Here is a 19,308-nt window from a genome sequence, read left to right on the forward strand (position 1 = left end):
GAATACTAAGCGCAAATTTGTGCTCATTGCAAGGCAAGGCCCGGTCCTACGGAGTGTTGAGGTCTTTGGCCGCCTGGAAGCCTGCCCCCTATCGGGTGCCCACCCGCTCCGGGAGGCCGCCGAGAAGCCGGGTTATGGAAGCCGCAGTATCCAGGACCGCCTGGCGCACCCCGGCCTCGATGCTGTCGGGCGCATCGCCGGAGGCTGAACGGGTGACGTTGATCGCCGCGACCACATTGCCCTCGATGTCGCGCACCGAGGTGGCGACGCTCGCGATCCCCGTTTCGAAATTTCCGATCTGGACGACGACATCCGCTTCGCGGTCCCGCCGCCATTGGGCAATCAGCTCGGACAGGCTGCGGGGAGTCTGGCCTGGGGCATTCTGGTAGGTTTCGTCGCGGTAGAGCCGCACCAGATCGTCTTCGGACAGATCGGCAAGCAGAACGCGGCCCATCGTCGTTCCTGCGGCCGGCAGACGACTGCCGACATGGACGATACTGGCAAGCCCCATCTGGCTCGGCACTCGTAGCATGTAGAGCACAAAACGCCCGTCGCGCACGCCCAGATGAGCTGACCAATCGGTTGCGTCGCGCAGCTTCTCGAGCTCGGGCAAGGCAATCTCAACCATTTCGCGTGTGGCCAGATAGCCGTACCCGAGCCGCAGGACCGCGGGACCGAGCGTGTAGCGCGCGGTTTTCGGATCATGGAGCAGATAGCCCTGATGGGCGAGTGTGTAGACCGTGCGGAAGGCGGCGGACCGCGTTGTGCCAAGACGGCGGGCAATGTCCGAAAGGGTCATCTCGCGCGTCTCTGGAGTGAAGGCCTGCAATATCTGCAGGCCTCGGATCAGGCCGGGCACGAGGTATTTATCGTCGGACTGCGTCGGTTCGGGAAGGTCGTTTGTTTTGCCCATAAAACGCTGTCTAGCAGGTAAAACGGCTCTGATCTAGCCTTACCCGAACTGAGGAGAAAGGGAGATCCCATGACAATTCACGCCACCGCCACTTCCGCCCTGGCAACGGAGCTGGCTGCACATATGGGCCGCTTCACCGACAAGTCGTTCGACTGGAACGCATTTCCCTCCAATGCCGGCTTCGACGACCTCGCGCGTGCACAGATGCGCTATATCGGCGCCGGCGGGTCGCCGAAAGTCGGCGATACGACGACGTTGAAGCCGGACCACTTCACCGTCAGCCTGATCTACAAGGAGCCAGGCAAATACGCCGCCTGCCACAGTCACGAGATCGAGGAAAGCTTCCTTATCATCGACGGCGTGCTGACGGTCGGCTGGGAGAAGGACGGCGAGGTGGTCGAGGTCAAGCTCGGTGCCAAGGACATGATCCTCAATGCACGCGAAATCGGCCACGGCTTCCGCAATGACGGTGTGACGCCGGTGCTGATGTCGATCTCGGTCGATGTCGGCAAGCCATTGCCGCCGGTCTATCATTATCACCCGAAAGAGCATCCGGCGGAGCTTGCGCGCAGCTTTGGCGCCGCGCCAGGCAAGACCCTGCCATTTGACCGCAATGGCAGCCATCCGCTGCAAAAGCTGATGGCCCAGTATGTCGTGCGCCACAGCGAACTGCCGACCATCTGGGAAAAGGCTGGCTTCACTCGCAAGGTCTATGTGGGCGAAGGCGGCATTGAGCACGACACCTGCCGCAAGGAGATGCTCGGCATTCCCTCGCAGGTCGGCATCAAGCCGATCGTGCGCAACGTGGAGGACGCCTATCTCGTGCTCGAAGGCTCGCTGATCGTCGGCTGGGAAGACAATGGCGAGACCGTCGAGATCGAACTCGGGCCGCGCGACCTGGTCAAGACGCCCGCTGGCCGCAAGCACTGGTTCCGCAACAATTCGGCTGCGCACGCCACCGTCTGGTCGGTGATCGGCTCTGCCGAGGCGGACGGCATCATCTACGAAGCGGCATAAGGCACTCTGCCTTCAACAAAGATTGCCCCGGCCTAATCGGCCGGGCTGCAAAAGGGCTGCGCTTGCTGCACTCCTGCGGGAGCCCAACAGCATACAGTCCGCAAAGATAATCGGGAGGAGAAAAGTCATGCGCATCATTACCCTCGCATTGATATTGTCATCGGCATCTATGGCCGGGGTTTCTGACGCAAGCTCGGAGAATGTGAAGAAAAATGCAGGCTCCAGTCTTCAACCAGGGCAGCTCATAACGATCAGAGAGAGCACCAGGAATAAGCTTCCTGACGCAGGCGAGAACTACTTCGTTTCATACTTGGCGCCCACTCCGACCGGTGGGGAGGCAGTGTTGTATGGTCAAATCTCCCTTCCCAAGTCACCGCCGCCAGAAGGTGGTTATCCCGTCATAAGCTGGGGCAATGGCACGACGGGAAATGCGCCACAATGCGCGCCATCGATCGTGTCCTCCTACGCTGTTGAATATCTGAATGAATGGGTCAAACGAGGCTACGCCGTCGTGCGAACCGACTATGAAGGATGGGGGGCGGACGGCCCTCGGCTGGAGCTGAATGGGAAGAGCAACGCTGATGCCATGGGGTATCTCGTGGCTGCAGCCCATGAATTGACTGACCAGCTAAGCGACGACTGGATCGCAATAGGCCACAGCCTTGGAGGCGGCGCCGCTCTTTGGACCGCCTCTCAGTCCTACAAGTATAATCTCAAGGGCGCGATCGCCCTTGCCCCGGTTGGGCCGGGAGTGCTCGAGTTCATCGATGGAATAATGCAAGGCAAGCCCATTGGTCATTTTACCCAGCAATTCGTATCTGTGACGCTCCTTGGTGCGCAGGCGACAGACCCGTCAATCGATATTGACCGGCTTGCGACGGGCGAAATGAAGCCGCAGCTTGAAGCCATGAGGGATTCGGCCTGCCTTGGCGATCCAGTGTTTATGAACTTTCCTCACCTGCAGCCGGGTCAATATCTGAAGCCCGGCGAAGACTATGACAAACTGGTCAGCTTTTTGAAGGCTCAGGATCCTTCGTCGCTGAAACTTAACGTGCCGGTCTTGATCGCTCAGGGGACGGACGATGAGACAACTGTGACACCGTCGACCACGGAAAAGATGGTCTCAAGCCTGTGCGCCAGCGATGCAACGGTAGATTACAAGGTCTATAAAGCCGCCGACCACAGAGGCGTCATCACTGCATCGTCAATGGACGCATTCCAGTTCGCGGAGACCGTGTTTTCCGGCAAGACTCCCAAAAGTACGTGCCAGGAATGACTCGCTCAGGCGCCGAGCGTTCAGCCACGCCCGGCGCTGCAGCGATGTCGTAATGTGTTGGGCCGGGTATCGCTAAGTCACGGCAGTGCTGGAATGATCAGCGCTGGCGGCAAATTCCTGGGATCATCACCGAACGAGATTTTCAGGCGAGGAAACGCGCCTGTCCTTCTCGATAAAACGCAATGAGCATGTTTTGCTGCCGCACCCGAAGGGCTTGTTGGTATTGCTCGGGCGGCACCAGCCATGCCGCCCCGGCGCGCGGATCTATGCCGCTTCGGTGAATTCGACCGCCCAGGCGTCGTAGCCATAGACCCAGTCGGCATTCGTGCCCTGCTTCAGCCAGTCGTTGGCCAGCGAGCCTTGCTGGACCCGCGCCGTCCGCGGGATCCGTGCGGTCTCGTAGCGCTTGAGCGCAGCCGCCACGGTCGCCGGCGTGGCGCCTTCGAGGGCGCGGGCGAGCACGACTGCATCCTCGACCGCCATGCAGGCGCCCTGCGCCATGAAGGGGACCATGGGATGCGCTGCATCGCCCAGAAGGGTGATTGCGCCGGCGGACCAGCGTTCCATCGGTTCGCGCACGTGCAGCGCGGAGCGGGTAACGTCCTCGCAAGCGTCGAGAAGCGCACGTGCCTCGGGATGGAAATCGCTATAGGCGGCGCGCAGCTCCGCGACGTCGCCGGGAAGGGTCCAGCCTTCCTCGGTCCAGTTGTCCTGCGCGGTGGTGGCAAAGACGAACGTCTCGCTGCCGCGGTTGAGAGGGAAGGTGACGATTTGCCGGTCGGGCGTAGGTCCCCACCATTTGGTGAAGGAATCGAGATTGGGAATGTCGCCGCCACGTTCGCGCGGGAACACGGCGCGGTAGGAGACGAGACCGGTGAAGCGTGGATGATCCTCCCCGAACAAGGCATGACGCACGGCGGAATGAATGCCATCGGCGCCGATCACGACATCGGCCGCAACCCGTGTGCCGTCGGCAAGCACAAGAGCGGCGCCGTTTCCGTCCGGCTCGGCGGCCTCCACGGGAGCGGCGAAGCGGATGGTGCCGGGCTTGAGCGCCACTTCGAGAGCGGCGAGCAGGTCGGCGCGGTGTATGGTCAGCTGCGGCGCGCCATAGCGTTCCTCGGCCGCAGTGCTCATAGGTAGGCGCGAGGTCTCTTCGCCGCTGTCCCAGGTGCGGCTGATCCGGAATTCCGGCCGCGCCGCTGTCCGACGCAGGAACTCACCGACACCCAGCCCGTCGAGCGCGTGGACCGCGTTGGGCGTCAGGTTGACGTCGGCGCCGATGCGGCCGTAGGCGCGCGTGCGCTCGAAAATCGTCACGTCATGCCCCCGCTTCTGAAGCGCGATCCCCGCCGCCATTCCTCCGATGCCGCCACCGGCAATCCCGATCTTCATGCGGATTCCCCACAGATTGTTCAAATAAGAACATAAAGTTCAAAAAATAACGGTACTGATCGGGCGCGCTGCTGTCAACGTTCGGCGAGCGACCGTCGCATTACGATGTATCGGCGCCCCGTCTTCCCCCCCGAAAATGGTCCCCGCATGACCCGGCAACGAGCGCAGTTGACTCCGGTTCGGTGATCAGGCATCCTAATTTGAACAATATGTTCATTATAGAACACTCACTGGGAGGTAAAGATGGACGCCTTCAAAGACCGCCTCTCGCAGCGCGCCTTCGCCACAGGCCGTCCGGGCCTTGCACATCAGTGCCGGGGAAGGGAGTTGGACGAAAAGGAAAATGCGCTCGCAAGCGCCCTGATGGCGATCTACGCCACGGGCGAGCAGGATTTCGATGCTGTCGCCCAGCAATTGAAGCAGAAGGGGATCGTTGCGCCTCGTTCAGGGCGCACCGATTGGACGGAGGCGCTGCTGGCCGAGGAGCTCGAGGCGACGAATCGGGAACTCGATGCCGCATACGAGGCCGTTGGCTATGGCGCTTGAGTTTCGCTCGGTCACGAAGGAATTCACGACTGGCACGGGCCAGAACCTCACCGCCGTCAACGATATCAGCTTCCGCGTCGGCGAGGGCGAGTTCGTTTCCGTCGTCGGTCCCTCGGGTTGCGGCAAGAGTACCATCCTGAGCATGACGGCCGGCCTCTACCAGCCGACGCACGGTGAGGTGTTTGTCAGCGACGATCTCGTGGGCGGCCCCAACGAGCATGTCGGCTTCATGCTGCAGAAGGACCTGCTTCTGCCCTGGCGCAACATCGTCTCGAACGTGGAATTCGGGCTGGAAGCGCGCGGTGTGGCGAAGTCGGAACGCCGGGACAGGGCGATGGCTGAGCTGAAGCGCTGCCACTTGGCGGGCTTCGAGAACCATTATCCCTATCAGCTCTCCGGCGGCATGCGCCAGCGCGCGGCGCTGGCGCGCACACTCGCTATCGAGCCGGAAATCGTGCTGCTCGACGAACCGTTCTCAGCACTCGACGCGCAGACGAAGCTGCTGCTTCAGAACAGCTTCGCAGGGACCATCTCTGAAACCGGCAAGACGACGCTGCTGATCACCCATGACTTGGCCGAGGCGGTGCTGATGTCGGATCGCATCCTGGTGTTGTCCGAGCGGCCGGGCACGGTGGTAGCGGAGATCAAGGTCGAGCTGCCGCACCGAGAGGAACCGCTCCGGCGGCGGGTGATGCCGGAGGTCAGCGATTATGCTGCCCAGATATTCAAGCATCTGAAGCTCGAAGAAAAAGCCGTCTGACCGGCTGAAAACGAAAAGGGGAATCTTATGAGACGCATGCTTCGTACGACCGTAGCCGCCGCGATGCTGGCGGCTTTCGCGACCGCGGCGGTTGCCGCCGAGAAGGTGACCTACCTGTTCCCGGCGCCTGACTTCCTGCCGGCTTTCGCCCCGTTCCAGCTCGCCAAGAGCAAGGGCTATTTCGATGAGGCGGGCCTCGATGTTTCCTTCCAGGTGGGCAAGGGCGGTGCGGATGTGGCGACCCAGGTCGCCGTCGGCAACGCCGATCTGGGCGGCGGCATCGGCGACACGCCGATCATCGTACGCGCCAACGGCCTCGACATCCGTGGTGTCGCCCTGCTTGGCGGGCGGGGCCTTACGCAACTCGCCTGGCGTAAGGACAGCGGGATCACCGGCCCGGCGGATCTGAAGGGCAAGTCGATCGGCGTTCTGGCCTTCCAGGACACTACCTATTACAACCTGCTCGGCGTGCTAGCCTCAGCGGAGCTTTCAAAGGCCGACGCCGACATTCAGGCGGTCGGGCCGGGCGGCATCATCCAGCTCACCATTGCCGGCAAGCTGCAGGCGCTCTCGGGCGTTCCCGAGTGGATCGCGGCCATCGAGGCGGGTGGCGTCGAGATGGAGCAAATGCCGGTCGACCAAGTGTTCCCGGCGATGGCGCAGGCGATCATTGCCTCCGACAAGACCGTTAAGGAGCGTCCGGAGGTCGTGCGCGGCTTCGTCAACGCCGTGCTAAAGGCCGTTCGGGACATCTCCGCCGACCCCGCCCAGGCTGCGAAAGACTATGTGGCGGCAATGTCTCAACATGCCGGCAAGGAAGCCGAGATCGAAGGAATCCTGCGGGCCTATGCGACGCTGGTTTATCCGGAAGCCGCGAACCAGCCGCTCGGCGCCTTCGATCCCGAACGCATCGCCAAGGTCCAGGCCTTCTACGTCGACAGCGGCATCGTCCAGACAGCGGTTCCTGTCGAGGACCTCTACACCAACGAGTTCGTCCAATGACACAGGCAAGCGCGATTCGCGCCGGGTCGGGCGCTTCGACCGAGACGACGAAACCGGCAAAGCTCGCGACGGTCGCCCAGAACAGCACGCTCATCGCCAGCCTTGTGCTTCTTGTGCTCGTACTTTTGGCCTGGCAGTTCCTGCCGCCGGCGCTCGATGTTCCGAAATTCATCATCCCGACGGTGACGGACTGCCTCGCGGAACTGCAGCGTATGTGGGTCCAAGAGGGGCTTCTCGGCCACACGCTCTCCACGGCGCTCTACACGGTATTGGGCTTTGCCATCGGCAGCCTGCTCGGAGCGGTGATCGGCTACCTGCTCGGCATGTCCGAGTTCTGGGAGAAAGTGCTGTCGCCCTATATCCTGGCGCTGCAGATCGCGCCGAAGGTGGCATTCGCGCCGCTGTTCATCATGTGGTTCGGCTACAACGCCATGCCGAAGCTGTTGGTGACGGTGCTGATCGTGTTCTTTCCGGTGCTCGTCAACGTGCTGCAGGCCATGCGCACGGTCGACCGCGACCTCGTCAATCTGGCGCGCGCCTACAATCTGTCGCGCTGGGGCATTTTCCTGAAAGTGGAGATGCCGTGGACCATGCCTAACCTTATGGCGGGGCTGCGCATCGCCTCCACGCTTGCCGTGATCGGCGTGACGGTCGGCGAATTGGTCGGCGGCAATACCGGCCTCGGCTTCCTGATTTCATACGGCGGCGGGCAGGCGAACGCAGCGATGGTTTTCAACGCCATCGTGCTCCTCACCGTGATCGGCTTTTTGCTCTACTCGGTCCTCGTGCGCATCGAGGAACGCGTGCTGCACTACCTGCCGAAAGCTCAGCTTTAGCCGGCCTGCCAAGACAAGGCCGCGGAGGCGGGAGGCCTCCGGACACCGAGGATGGAGACGGAAATGACAGCCATCGACAAGAAATCCCTGATCGAAGACCGGGTGAACAACGGCTTGCGTGGCCAATGGTATCCGGTGGCGAAATCGGTCGAGGTGAAGGCGACGAAGCCTTACGGCGCACGGCTGCTCGGGGAGAAGATCGTGCTGTGGCGCGATGCGGAGAACCGGCTGCGCTGCGTCGAGGATTTCTGTCCGCACCGTGGCGCGCCGCTTTCCTATGGCGAGATCCACGAGGGCAATATCGGCTGCCGCTATCACGGCGTCATCGTCAACGGTGAAGGCGTGGTGGTGCGGGTCCCTGCAATGCCCGAATGCGCGCTCGAGGGCCGCAAGGCGCTGAAGTCCTTCGAAGTGACGGAAGCGAATGACGCCGTCTTCGTCTACGTGCCGTCGGCCGAGCATCCCGAGGCGCCGGAACTCGTTCTGCCGAAGGAACTGACCAGCGACGACTGGACGGGATTTCTCTGCACCGGCCTGTGGCAAGCCAATTATCGCTACGCGCTCGACAATTTGGCCGACCCCATGCACGGCTGCTACCTGCATGCGGAAAGCTTCACGCTCGCCTACGGCTCCAAGCAGGACCTGATGAAGCTCGACAAGACCGACGCCGGTTTCCGCGTCAGCCGGGTGGGGCAGGTCGGCGAAAATTTCGACTGGACCGAGTTCGAGGTGCACCCGGGCTCGATGTTCTGCTTCCTGGAGATTCCGTATCCACCGGCTGCCGGACCGGGCGGCGTGTTTCGTATCATCGGATTCGTCACTCCCGTCGATGCGACCAGCTGCAAGGTCTTCTTCTGGCGCATGCGTCAGGTCTCTGGACTTGCTCGTGAAAGCTGGCGCTTCCTCTACCGTGCCCGGCTGGAAGAGAACCACTGGAACGTGCTCGAGCAGGATCGGGTGATGCTCGAAGGCATGCCCGACGACGCACGTAAACGCGAAATGCTCTACCAGCACGATCTCGGCGTGTCTCGCGTGCGTCAGGTCCTGACGCGGGCCGCCAAGGCTCAGGTTGAGGCCGAGATGGCCGCGGAAGTGACCGGCTGATGCTTCAGGGCCGCGCCATACTCGTCACAGGGGCCGCGCGCGGACTGGGAGCGGAGATCGCCCGCAGTCTGGCTGAAAAGGGGGCCGACCTTGTGCTGGCCGATATCGCGGTCGAGGAAGGCCGCGCAGTGGCCGGCCAGCTTGGGGCGCGCTTCCTGCCCGTCGATCTTGGCGATCCCGGCTCGATCGCTGCCCTCGGCGAACGGCTTACCGGCGATGGGAGGTGCCTGCACGGCCTGGTCAACAATGGGGCGATCGCCACCGGCATCGGCGGGATTTCCTTCGACGAGATCGAGATCGAAAGCTGGGACCGGGTGATGAGGGTGAACGTGCGTGGTACCTGGCTGATGACGCGCGCGGTCGCACCTCTGCTCAAGCTTTCCGGTTCCGGCCGTATCGTCAACGTCGCCTCCGACACGGCGCTGTGGGGCGCGCCCAAGCTGATGTCCTACGTGGCGAGCAAGGGGGCGGTGATGTCGATGACCCGCTCGCTCGCCCGCGAGCTCGGCCCCGACCGCATTGGAGTGACGGCGGTTGCGCCGGGCATCCTGACGACGGAATCGACCGGCTACGTGCCGGAGGCCCGACACCGGCTCTACGCCGAGGGGCGCGCTGTGCCAGGCCCGCAAGGCCCCGACGAGATCACCGAGGTCGTCGCCTTCCTGCTTTCGACGGGCGCGCTGACGCTGACCGGCCAGGTGCTGCCGGTCAACAACGGCTTTGTCTTCAACTGAGGCGCTCATGACGTTCGAACAGCACATTTCCGGCAATATCGAATATCTGGAGCGGCCCGGCTCGATTGGCGGCCCTGTTTTGGTAATGCTGCACGGCATCGGCTCCAACGCCGCCTCCTTCACGCCCCTGCTCGATCATCTGCCGCGCGATTGGCGGGTTATCGCCTGGAACGCGCCTGGCTATGGCGGCTCCATCCCACTTGATGCCGAGTGGCCGCTGGCGCTCGACTATGCGGCGGCGCTGAAGGATTTTCTCGACCGGCTGGAGTTGAAGCGGGTGTTGCTCGCGGGTCATTCGCTTGGCTGTCTGATTGGGGCGGCTTATGCGGCCGCGCATCGCGAGCGTGTTGTCCGACTTCTCCTGAGTTCGCCGGCGCTTGGTCACGGCGTGCCGTGCGGCGGCGCGCTGAGCGCAGCCGCTCAGGCACGCATCGACGATCTCCAGACACTCGGCCCCGACGGCTTCGCGGCCCTGCGCGCGCCCCGGCTCGTCTTTGAGCCGGAGAGCAATCCCGAAATCGTCCGCTATGTACGCGACGGTATGGCGAGGGTGAGCCTGCCCGGCTACCCGAAGGCCGCGCGCATGCTCGCTTCCGGCCGTCTCATCGACGATGCGGAGCGGCTACAGGTGCCGACCGACGTGATCGTCGGCGCGCATGACGTCGTCACTCCGCCGGATTCGGCGCGGCGCGCCCATGCGGCTCTGCGCCATCCCTGGCGCGGCGCATTCACCCTTGTGCCCGGAGCGGGGCACGCCCTTTACCAGCAGGCGCCCGTCGCTTTCGCGGCAGCGCTGGCAGCCCTTGCGGAAACCGTCGGCTAGAGGCCGGAGGAGGAAAGACATGGCAGAGACCATACGCGTCGGCAGTCTTCGAGGTATCATGATGCGCGGGCCGGGCATTACCCAGACACTGCCGTTCTACGAGGACATGTGGGGCCTGAGTCTCGCCCATAAGGAAGCGGGAGTCGCGCTCCTGCGCGGCACAGGCAGCGAGCCATTCCTGTATGGCCTGAAGGACGGTCCCGTCTACGGCATCGAATATGTGCATTTTGCCATGCCGGACCAGGCATCGATGCACGGGCTGCACGCCCAGATCGTCGCGTGCGGCGGTGTCGTGCTCGGCGATCCGGCGCCCTTCGACGACTACGCCGGCGGCTACGGCTTCGAGATGCTCGATCCCGACAACCGCCGCCTGCGCTTCCGCACGGAGGCGCGGTCGCTCGACGAGGAGCCGGAATGGGCGAAGCCGCGCAAGGTGAGCCACGTCGTGCTCAACACGCCGGACATGGATGGCGTGCAGGAATTCTACTCCCACGTCCTTGGCTTCCGCGTGTCCGACTATTCGGCCGACCAGATGGTGTTTCTGCGCTGCAATTCCGACCACCATTCGATCGCGCTGGTGCGCGGCAATTATGCCAGCGTCAACCATGTCGCGTTCGAGATGCCGTCGATCGACGAGTTCATGCGCGGCATCGGCCGTATGAAGCAGAAGGGCCATGTGCCGACCTGGGGGCCGGGACGACACGGACCGGGCAACAACCCTTTCGCGTATTTCGTCTCACCGTCGGGGTTCGTCATCGAATTCACCTCCGAACTCCAGCAGATCGACGAGGCCACCCATGAGGCGCAAATCTGGCCGCGCGACAATCCCGAAGCGATGGATCGCTGGATGACCGCCGGGCCGCCCACACCCGCGCAGCGCGCCGTGATGCAGGGACGTCCCGATCCCGGATTTCCTGAACTTGCACCGAAGGGGAGCGACGCCTGATGCACTACGGCTATGATGGCAAGGTGGCGGTCGTCACCGGCGGCTCCTCAGGTGTGGGCCTCGCGACCGTGCAAACCCTTCTGCAATCGGGCGCGAGCGTTGCCCTTTGTGCCCGGACAGAGAGCCGGCTTAGCGATGTGGCTGCCGTTCTCGTGCGCGATCATGGCCAAGACCGGGTGCTGGCCAGAGCACTGTCGGTGCTTGATGCGGATGCGGTGAAGACTTTCGCCGGCGAAGTCGAGTCCCGCTTCGGCCGTTGCGATCTGCTCGTCAACAATGCCGGGCAAGGGCGGATTTCGACCTTCGCCGATACCGGGGATGACGATTGGCGGGCGGAGTTCGAACTGAAGCTGTTCAGCCAGATCCATCCGACGCGCGCCTTCCTGCCGATGCTGCGCCGAGCCAAGGGCGCGATCGTTGCCGTCAATTCGCTGCTTGCCTACCAGCCCGAAGCGCACATGGTGTGCACTTCGTCCGCGCGCGCCGGAGTGCAGAACCTCATCAAATCGCTGAGCGTCGAGCTGGCACCCGACATTCGGGTCAATTCGATACTGCTTGGCCTGATCGGCTCGGGACAATGGCTGCGCCGCTTCGCCGAACGAGAGGACCAGAGCCAGAGCCGGGCGGATTGGTACGCCGCTCTTGCCGCGAAAAAGGGGATTCCACTCGGTCGCCTCGGAGATGCTGCCGAGGCCGCCGCGGCAATCGCTTTTCTTGGCTCGCCCGCCGCGAGCTACATCACAGGCGCTCAGCTCGAAGTGTCGGGCGGCCTGTCTCGCCACATTTAAGGAAACGAGATGAAACTCGAAACAATAACAGCCTCCGAGACAGTCGGAGACTTCATCGCCCGGTATCTTGCCGAGATCGGCGTCGACACGATCTTCGGGGTGATCTCCATCCACAACATGCCGATCCTCGACGCCATCGCGCGCCAGCAGCGCATACGTTTCGTGCCTGCTCGCGGGGAGGCCGGCGCGATGAACATGGCGGATGCCTATGCACGCGTTTCTGGCAGGCTCGGCGTTTGCCTCACCTCGACGGGCACCGCGGCGGGCAATGCGGCGGGCGCGCAGGCCGAGGCGCAGACTGCCGGATCGCCGATCCTGCACATCACGACGCAGGTCGATCTCGAATTCGCCGACCGCGACCGCGCGGCAATCCACGACGTGCCGCGCCAGCCGGAAATGCTGCGCGGCGTCTCGAAGGCCGTCTTTCGCATGTGGGACGCGAACGGCGCCATCGGCACGCTGACGGCTGCAATCTCGGCAGCCCTGTCGGCGCCGACGGGGCCCGTGAGCCTCGAAATCCCCGTCGACGTGCAGCGCAAGCCGGCGCGCGCCTTGGAACGCATCCATCGTCCGCAGCCGACGCGCCCGATCGCTCCCGACTCGGTGATCGACGAGATCGCCGAACTGGTGATGGCTGCGAGGCGACCGCTGCTTTGGCTCGGCGGCGGCGCTCGGGGTGCAGGGACAGAGGCGACGGAACTGATGCGTCGCGGTTTCGGTGTCGTCACCTCCACCAATGGCCGCGCCATCGTCTCCGAGGCCGAACCCGCCAGCCTTGGCGCTTTCAACATGACACCAGAGGCGATCGAGCTCTACAAAGGCTGCGATCTGATGATCGTCGTCGGCTCGCGCCTGCGCGGCAACGAGACCCGCAACAACAAGATGCCATTGCCCCGGCCGCTGATGCAGGTCGACGCGGACGCGGCACAGGGCGGCCGCAACTATCCGGTCGAGGTGTTCGCCCATGGCGACGCTGCCGACACGCTGGCACGCCTGCTCGACCGCCTGCCTGAAACGCTCGACACCGACACCAATCTCTCCTTCGACATTGCCCGCACGCGATTGCAGGCCGAGGGCAGGATGCGCGACGTGCTCGGACCGTATCGGGTCGTGGCCGACACATTGGCGGAGCGGGTGTTTTCCGGGCGCCATCCCTGGGTGCGCGATGTCACCATCTCGAACTCGACCTTCGGCAATCGCTATGTTCGCATCGCCGCACCGAATCTTGGAGTTCACGCGCTTGGCGGCGGGATCGGTCAGGGCGTCGCGATGGGTATCGGTGCCGCACTCGGTTCCGGCGGAGCCAAGGCGGTGACACTTATCGGAGATGGCGGCACCATGTTGGGTCTCGCCGAAATGATCACCGCCGTCGAGGAGCAGGTGCCACTCGTCTATCTGCTTATGAACGACAAGGCCTATGGCGTGATTCAGAACATCCAGGACGCGCAATATGGCAGTCGCCGGCACTATTCGGCGCTGGCGACGCCGGACTTTTCCGCCTTCTGCGGCTCGATCGGCATGCCGCACAGATTGGTAAGGGACGTGGCGGAGTTTCCTGCCATTCTCGACGAGGCGCTCGCCGCGAAGGGACCGCGCCTCATCGAGATCGACATGTGCGCCATCGGTCCGTTCAGCGAGGCCTTCGCCGGTCCTCCGGCGGGCGCTGCAGGCAATGGGGAATAATGCGATGAGGCTTGGGCTGATCGGCTTTGGCAACATCGCGGTAACGCTTCTCGGGCAACTCGCCGAGACGATCGACGCGCCGCTGGAGTGCCTCACAGTGCTGTGCCTGCCCGAATTTGCCGGCGAGACCACGGCGCGGCTGGCGGGCGAATTTGCTGGCGTTGCGACGGAGGTGGCCGTCGTCACCGAGGCGCCTGCACTGCTTTCACACCGGCCGCAACTGGTCATCGAGTGCGCAGGACATATGGCCGTGGCGACGCATGTACCAACGGTGCTGCGTGCTAGCGTCGACGTGGTCGTTGTCTCCATCGGAGCCTTGTCGGACGAGTCGCTTGAGAAAGAACTGCGGCTGGCGGCTGCCGATGGCAGAGCGCACCTGATCCTGCCCGCTGGCGCGGTCGGAGGCATCGACCTTCTGGCGGCGCTAGGAGCGGCAGGCGGGCTCGAGGTGCGCTATCGCGGCTCGAAGCCGCCGCTCGCCTGGAGCGGGACGCCGGCCGAGGCGGCAATCGATCTCGGGGCGCTGACCGAAGCCGAGATATTCTTCACGGGCACGGCGCGCGAGGCAGCAAGGCAGTTTCCGAAGAATGCCAACGTGGCGGCGACGCTTGCACTCGCAGGCGCCGGTTTCGAGGCGACGCATGTCGAACTCGTTGCCGATCCGGCAGCGCCCGGAAACGTGCATGAGTATTCGGTCGTCTCGCCGCTCGCGAAATATTCCATGCGCATAGAAAACCTGCCATCCGCCGGCAACGCCAAGACGTCCGTGTCGACGGTCTACAGCGTGTTGCGCGAGATTCGGAACCGGATCGGCCCGGTGGCCATCTGAGACGCGAGCTGAAGGTGGAGGCAAATATGATCGAACTGCCGCAGAACAAGCTCTTCATCGGCGGCGAATGGGAAGAGGGCACTGGCGCAGAGATCACGTCGATCTTTCCTGCCGATGGCAGCGTGAATCGCGTGCTCTGCGGCGCCTCGGTGGCCGACGGCGAACGCGCCATCGAGCGCGCCCTGCGCGCGCAGGCCGATCCCGCTTGGCGCAACCTCAAGCCGCACGAGCGGGCACGCTTTCTCTACGCCATCGCAGACGGTATCGAAGCGAATGCCAAGCGCATCGCCCACATCCAGAGCCGCGACACCGGCAAGACCCTGCGCGAGACGGGCGCCCTTGCGGCCTCGGCCGCTGGTACCTTCCGTTATTTCGGCGCCGTGCTCGAGACCTCGGACGAGGTGTTGACGACCCAGCGCGGCGATGCGCTGACCATGTCGGTACATGAGCCGTTGGGACTCGTGGCCGCGATCACGCCCTGGAACTCTCCCATCGCCTCCGACGCGCAGAAAGTGGCGCCGGCACTTGCGGCGGGAAACGCGGTGCTTTTGAAGCCGGCCTCCTGGTCGCCGCTGGTCGCGCTCGAGCTGGCCCGGATCGTCGAGGCGGCGGGCTTGCCAAAAGGGCTGTTCTCGGTGTTGCCCGGCTCGGGCCGCGAAATCGGAAATCTGCTGGTCGAGCACCCGGACATCGCCAAAGTCAGCTTCACGGGCGGCACGGAAACCGGGCGCGCGCTGGCGCTGAAGGCGGCGAAGAAGCTGATGCCCGTGTCCCTGGAACTCGGCGGCAAGTCGCCGACCATCGTCTTTGCCGACGCCGACATCGAACAGGCGCTGGCTGGAGTCCTGTTCGGGATATTTTCCTCGACGGGCCAGAGCTGCATCGCCGGCGCACGCCTGTTCGTCGAGCGGCCGATCTACACGAAATTCGTGGAGCGGCTGGTCGCGGCCACCAGGCGGCTGAAGGTCGGCCATCCCTTCGAGTCGGACACGCAGGTGGCTCCGCTGGTACATTTCGAACACCGCGACAACGTTGCCGAGCACGTGCGCGGGGCGCGCGAGGAGGGCGCGGAGTTGCTCGCCGGAGGCTCCGCGCCCGAGGGGGCTGAATACGAGAAGGGTGCCTACTACCTGCCGACGATCCTCGCCCGCGTCGACAATTCGGCCCGCATCTGCCGCGAAGAGGTGTTCGGGCCGGTTCTGGTGATCTTGCCCTTCGACGACGAGGCGGATGTGATCGCGCAGGCGAACGACAACGACTATGGACTCGCCTGCGGCATCTGGACTCGCGATTTCCCCAAGAGCTGGCGCGTCGGCAAGGCGATCCATGCGGGAACAGTGTGGGTCAACACCTACAAGCAGTTTTCGATCTCGACGCCGTTCGGCGGCGAGAAGGCGAGTGGCATGGGACGCGAGAAGGGCCGTGACGGCATACGCGCCTACATGAGTCAGAAATCCTTCTACACAGACCTTTCGGGCGCCCCGCACCCCTGGGCAGCGGCGGCGGTCCACGCGTCATGAGCCGCTCGGTCGCGATCATCGGCTCGGGGCCGTCCGGCTGCTATTTGGCGCAGGCGCTGTTGAAGGCCGCGCCGGACCTTCGCGTCGATCTCGTGGACCGCCTGCCGGTGCCCTACGGTCTCGTGCGCTACGGTGTCGCCGCCGACCACCAGGGCACGAAGGGGGTGATCCGTCAGTTCGAACGTTTGTTCGAGCGGCAAGGAGCCTGCTTCGTCGGCAATGTGGCCGTCGGCAAGGATGTGAGTCTCGATGATCTGCGCGAGGCCTATGACGCGGTGGTGCTGGCCGCCGGCCTGTCGGGTGATCGGTCGCTCGGCATTCCGGGCGAGGAACTGCAAGGCGTCTGCCGCGCCGGCCGGCTGACGCGCGCACTCTACGAGCATCCCGACGCCGAGCCGTTGCCGACGCTCGGCGACCGTATCGTGATCATGGGTAACGGCAACGTCGCCGTCGACATCCTGCGTCTGCTCGCCAAGTCGCCGGACGAGCTTGCCGGGTCCGATCTCGGTCCGGGCCCGAGCGCCTGGCTCGCGGGATCCGGGATCGAGGAGATCGACATCGTCGGACGTTCGCCGGCTGCAGAAGCCAAGTTCGACGCGGTCATGATCAAGGAGTTGGCAAAGCTTGAGGGTGTGACGATCAACGTCGTCGACGCCGGCACGAGCGACGATCCCGAAGGCGCCCGGAAGATCGCGGTCCTCGAAGCACTCCACGGCCACGCTGCCGGGCCGAGGCGCATCACGTTCCGGTTCGGCCTGACTCCAGTGGAGCTGGTCGGCGAGGGCGGACGCGTTCGTGAGGCCCGGTTCCGGGATGCCGGCGGCAGGACCATCGCGCTGCCCTGCAATGCCTTCATCACGGCGATCGGCTTCGAGACCGAGGGGCTGCTGCCGCGCGGCGAACTGATCGGCTCGGCTGCCGACAGGGAGGCGGGCGTGCTCGCGCCCGGTCTCTACGCGACAGGCTGGTTCCGCCGTGGGCCGCGGGGCACGATTCCGGACAACCGCGCGGACGCGCAGCTTCTCGCCGCTCGCGTCCTGGCCGATCTGGAGGCGATGGGCACAGCCTTGGAAAGGCCGGGCCGGGCTGCCTTCCCGCAATGGGCCGCGGCCGTCTGCTACGACGGCTGGAAGCGGATCGATGCCGCCGAGACCGCGTCGACGCCTGAAGACCGCTGCCGCGTCAAGATCGTCTCGCGCGAAACCATGCTGGAGCTTGCCCTTCAAAGAGAGGAGGCCAATCGATGAACATCATGCTTCTTTACGGCACCGAGACGGGCAATGCCGAGATGCTGGCCGAAGACATCATGGCCGAACTCGAAGGCGATCACGAGGTAGAGTGCCGTAATCTTTCGGATTTTGGGCCGAACGAGTTTGAAGCCGGCCGGCTTTACATGATCGTCTGTTCGACCTACGGCGATGGCGAACTGCCGGCCTCCGCCCGACCCTTCGCGGAAGCATTGAAGTCAGCGGCTCCAAGTCTGTCGGGAATTCATTTCGCCATCTTCGGCCTCGGCGACAGCGAGTACGAGGAGACCTTCAACTTCGGCAGCAAGGGGCTTGCGCAACTGCTCGGCACCCATGGCGCCGTGCAGATCGGCGAACGTGTCATACACGATGCCTCGGGCAGCGACATGGCCGAAGATCTGGCGTTTCCCTGGGCGGCCCGCGTCGTGGCGCTCGCCGAAGACAAGCTTGGCGAGATTGCTTGATGCTGGCGGCCGAAATACGCGAGAGGATCATGGTCCCTTGGGGGCATGGCGACTGCATTGATCTCGCCGGCGTCACCTGCGAAGGACCGCTCGACCTTGCCGGGCTCGACCTGACGGGAGTCGACTTCAGTCGCGCATCCTTTCCCGACGGAATCGACGCGTCCTGCGCGCGGTTTTTAGGCGTGAGCTGGTTTGGCGCCACGCAATTCGGCGGCGAGGCACGGTTCGAGCGAACGGTTTTCACCAATGACGCACGTTTCGAACGGGCATGCTTCGCCGATGCGGCAAATTTCGGCCAGGCGGAGTTTCGCGGCATAGCTCGCTTTGACGGCGCGCGCTTGTCTGGCGGCGCGCGCTTCGACGGCATAGCGTGCTACGGCAATTTTTCGCTACAAGGCGCGGAAATCCTAGGACGTGCATCGTTCCGCAAAGCCGAATGGCTCGGCGGACTGTGGTGCGAGGACGTCCGGCTGCCGGAGGGCGCCGACTTCACCGAGACCCAGGTGCACGGCCGACTGTGGCTGCGCCGGGCACTTGCCGGAAACACGCCACTGCCAGACACCGCCTTCGCGCTTTCCTACGGCTATACCTACAATTGATCTGCCGACCAGCCGCGATAGCCGAGTGCCTCGGACATCGCGCGGGCTGCCGCTTTCAACTCTCGCTCGATCCTCTCTGTATGCGGGCTGTCATCGGCGAAGATGCTGGCATGGCCGGTGACGTTGATCGCGCCGACGGCGCGCGCCTGGTGATCGTGGACTGCCACGGCGGCCGATCCAATCTCGGGTTCGAAATTGGCGACGCTCCACGACATGCCCCGCGCCCGGTCCGCATGGAGCTGCTTTTCAAGGCCGGCGAGCGTCGTGCGCGTCTTCGAAGTGAAGGATTCCAGCGTCTGCCCCGCATAGAGCGAGCGCAGCGAGGCCATCGGGAGTTCCGCAAGGAGAATCCGGCCGATGGTGGTCGCATGGGCGGGCAGCCGGGTGCCCTCGCGGACCGTGCTGGCGAGATGCGAGTTGGGTGTTTCGCGGGCGAGATAGACAATCTCGCGGCCTTCGAGCACGCCGAGATGCGCCGACAGATTGAGCGAGTCGACCAGCCGCTTCAAGAACGGCCGCGCCACCTGCAGGATGCTGCGTTCGTTGAGCGCCTCTGAGGCAAGCGCGATCAGCCCCGTGCCGAGACGGTATCCGCCGCCCTCATCGATTTGCTCGATGATGCCTTCCGCCTCCAGCGTGGCAAGGAGGCGGATCAACGTCGTGCGGTTTATGCCGAGTGCCTTCGCCGTGTGGCTGGTATTGCGGCACCGGTTTCCGGCGGCGACGTGGCGTAGCAGCGAGATAGCCCGTACGACCGGGGGAACGACATAGGTTGTGTCAGCGCGTTCCACGGGAGCTTCGCTATCCATATTGCAGGCCTTCTGTC

Annotated in this window: 20 protein-coding genes; 17 read left to right on the forward strand and 3 right to left on the reverse strand. The window is 64.1% G+C overall.

Annotation, left to right across the window (positions count from 1 at the left end; translation table 11 throughout):
- Positions 1 to 88 precede the first annotated feature (88 nt).
- On the reverse strand, positions 89 to 913 hold the full coding sequence (locus ACCO56_RS16245) for an IclR family transcriptional regulator (protein ID WP_433641824.1): 825 nt from the start codon (positions 911 to 913) through the stop codon (positions 89 to 91).
- Between the two features lie 69 nt (positions 914 to 982).
- Between ACCO56_RS16245 and ACCO56_RS16250 the strand changes: the two genes are divergently transcribed.
- Both ACCO56_RS16250 and ACCO56_RS16255 read left to right on the forward strand, forming a co-directional pair.
- Positions 983 to 1,930 (forward strand): cupin, encoded by a 948-nt coding sequence (locus tag ACCO56_RS16250; protein WP_433641825.1) that lies wholly within the window; start codon positions 983 to 985, stop codon positions 1,928 to 1,930.
- Between the two features lie 127 nt (positions 1,931 to 2,057).
- A complete protein-coding gene (locus ACCO56_RS16255) occupies positions 2,058 to 3,206 on the forward strand; it encodes an alpha/beta hydrolase family protein (RefSeq protein WP_433641826.1) in 1,149 nt (382 codons plus the stop codon).
- A gap of 264 nt (positions 3,207 to 3,470) precedes the next feature.
- Here the strand turns inward: ACCO56_RS16255 and ACCO56_RS16260 are convergent, their stop codons facing one another.
- Positions 3,471 to 4,601 (reverse strand): FAD-dependent monooxygenase, encoded by a 1,131-nt coding sequence (locus ACCO56_RS16260; RefSeq protein ID WP_433641827.1) that lies wholly within the window; start codon positions 4,599 to 4,601, stop codon positions 3,471 to 3,473.
- A gap of 243 nt (positions 4,602 to 4,844) precedes the next feature.
- Here ACCO56_RS16260 and ACCO56_RS16265 point away from each other — a divergent pair, with 243 nt between their 5' ends.
- The 15 genes from ACCO56_RS16265 (at position 4,845) to ACCO56_RS16335 (ending at position 18,482) form a co-directional block, all read left to right on the forward strand.
- Positions 4,845 to 5,147: a recombinase-like helix-turn-helix domain-containing protein gene (locus ACCO56_RS16265; RefSeq protein ID WP_433641828.1), complete on the forward strand. Its 303-nt coding sequence runs from the start codon at positions 4,845 to 4,847 to the stop codon at positions 5,145 to 5,147.
- Complete coding sequence (locus ACCO56_RS16270; protein ID WP_433641829.1) at positions 5,137 to 5,907, forward strand: ABC transporter ATP-binding protein; 771 nt, start codon at positions 5,137 to 5,139, stop codon at positions 5,905 to 5,907. Before ACCO56_RS16265 ends, ACCO56_RS16270 begins: the two co-directional genes overlap by 11 nt.
- Before the next feature lie 27 nt (positions 5,908 to 5,934).
- The gene (locus ACCO56_RS16275; RefSeq protein ID WP_433641830.1) at positions 5,935 to 6,909 is read left to right on the forward strand and encodes an ABC transporter substrate-binding protein; all 975 of its coding nucleotides are present in this window, start codon (positions 5,935 to 5,937) and stop codon (positions 6,907 to 6,909) included.
- Positions 6,906 to 7,745 (forward strand): ABC transporter permease, encoded by an 840-nt coding sequence (locus ACCO56_RS16280; protein WP_433641831.1) that lies wholly within the window; start codon positions 6,906 to 6,908, stop codon positions 7,743 to 7,745. The genes ACCO56_RS16275 and ACCO56_RS16280 overlap by 4 nt, the downstream gene beginning before the upstream one ends.
- A 63-nt stretch (positions 7,746 to 7,808) precedes the next feature.
- The gene (locus ACCO56_RS16285) at positions 7,809 to 8,849 is read left to right on the forward strand and encodes a Rieske 2Fe-2S domain-containing protein (RefSeq protein WP_433641832.1); all 1,041 of its coding nucleotides are present in this window, start codon (positions 7,809 to 7,811) and stop codon (positions 8,847 to 8,849) included.
- Positions 8,849 to 9,583 (forward strand): SDR family oxidoreductase, encoded by a 735-nt coding sequence (locus tag ACCO56_RS16290; RefSeq protein ID WP_433641833.1) that lies wholly within the window; start codon positions 8,849 to 8,851, stop codon positions 9,581 to 9,583. The genes ACCO56_RS16285 and ACCO56_RS16290 overlap by 1 nt, the downstream gene beginning before the upstream one ends.
- 7 nt (positions 9,584 to 9,590) lie before the next feature.
- Positions 9,591 to 10,406: an alpha/beta fold hydrolase gene (locus ACCO56_RS16295; protein WP_433641834.1), complete on the forward strand. Its 816-nt coding sequence runs from the start codon at positions 9,591 to 9,593 to the stop codon at positions 10,404 to 10,406.
- A 19-nt stretch (positions 10,407 to 10,425) separates the two neighbouring features.
- Positions 10,426 to 11,352, forward strand: a complete 927-nt coding sequence (locus ACCO56_RS16300) for a VOC family protein (protein ID WP_433641835.1) — start codon at positions 10,426 to 10,428, stop codon at positions 11,350 to 11,352.
- Positions 11,352 to 12,140: an SDR family oxidoreductase gene (locus ACCO56_RS16305; protein WP_433641836.1), complete on the forward strand. Its 789-nt coding sequence runs from the start codon at positions 11,352 to 11,354 to the stop codon at positions 12,138 to 12,140. The genes ACCO56_RS16300 and ACCO56_RS16305 overlap by 1 nt, the downstream gene beginning before the upstream one ends.
- Before the next feature lie 9 nt (positions 12,141 to 12,149).
- The gene (locus ACCO56_RS16310) at positions 12,150 to 13,823 is read left to right on the forward strand and encodes a thiamine pyrophosphate-binding protein (RefSeq protein ID WP_433641837.1); all 1,674 of its coding nucleotides are present in this window, start codon (positions 12,150 to 12,152) and stop codon (positions 13,821 to 13,823) included.
- Between the two features lie 4 nt (positions 13,824 to 13,827).
- On the forward strand, positions 13,828 to 14,652 hold the full coding sequence (locus tag ACCO56_RS16315; RefSeq protein WP_433641838.1) for an aspartate dehydrogenase: 825 nt from the start codon (positions 13,828 to 13,830) through the stop codon (positions 14,650 to 14,652).
- 26 nt (positions 14,653 to 14,678) lie between these two features.
- Positions 14,679 to 16,172, forward strand: a complete 1,494-nt coding sequence (locus ACCO56_RS16320) for an aldehyde dehydrogenase (RefSeq protein ID WP_433641839.1) — start codon at positions 14,679 to 14,681, stop codon at positions 16,170 to 16,172.
- Positions 16,169 to 17,419 carry an FAD-dependent oxidoreductase gene (locus ACCO56_RS16325; RefSeq protein WP_433641840.1) on the forward strand — a complete coding sequence of 417 codons (1,251 nt, stop codon included), beginning with the start codon at positions 16,169 to 16,171 and terminating at the stop codon, positions 17,417 to 17,419. The genes ACCO56_RS16320 and ACCO56_RS16325 overlap by 4 nt, the downstream gene beginning before the upstream one ends.
- Complete coding sequence (locus ACCO56_RS16330; RefSeq protein ID WP_433641841.1) at positions 17,416 to 17,883, forward strand: flavodoxin domain-containing protein; 468 nt, start codon at positions 17,416 to 17,418, stop codon at positions 17,881 to 17,883. The genes ACCO56_RS16325 and ACCO56_RS16330 overlap by 4 nt, the downstream gene beginning before the upstream one ends.
- Positions 17,883 to 18,482: a pentapeptide repeat-containing protein gene (locus tag ACCO56_RS16335; protein WP_433641842.1), complete on the forward strand. Its 600-nt coding sequence runs from the start codon at positions 17,883 to 17,885 to the stop codon at positions 18,480 to 18,482. Before ACCO56_RS16330 ends, ACCO56_RS16335 begins: the two co-directional genes overlap by 1 nt.
- Here ACCO56_RS16335 and ACCO56_RS16340 read toward each other — a convergent pair.
- Positions 18,473 to 19,273, reverse strand: a complete 801-nt coding sequence (locus ACCO56_RS16340; protein WP_433641843.1) for an IclR family transcriptional regulator — start codon at positions 19,271 to 19,273, stop codon at positions 18,473 to 18,475. The two genes, ACCO56_RS16335 and ACCO56_RS16340, sit on opposite strands and share 10 nt — an antisense overlap.
- Positions 19,274 to 19,308: the final 35 nt, after the last annotated feature.

Origin of the sequence: Mesorhizobium sp. 1B3 (assembly GCF_050958605.1) — a bacterium.
In the GTDB taxonomy this organism is placed as follows: domain Bacteria; phylum Pseudomonadota; class Alphaproteobacteria; order Rhizobiales; family Rhizobiaceae.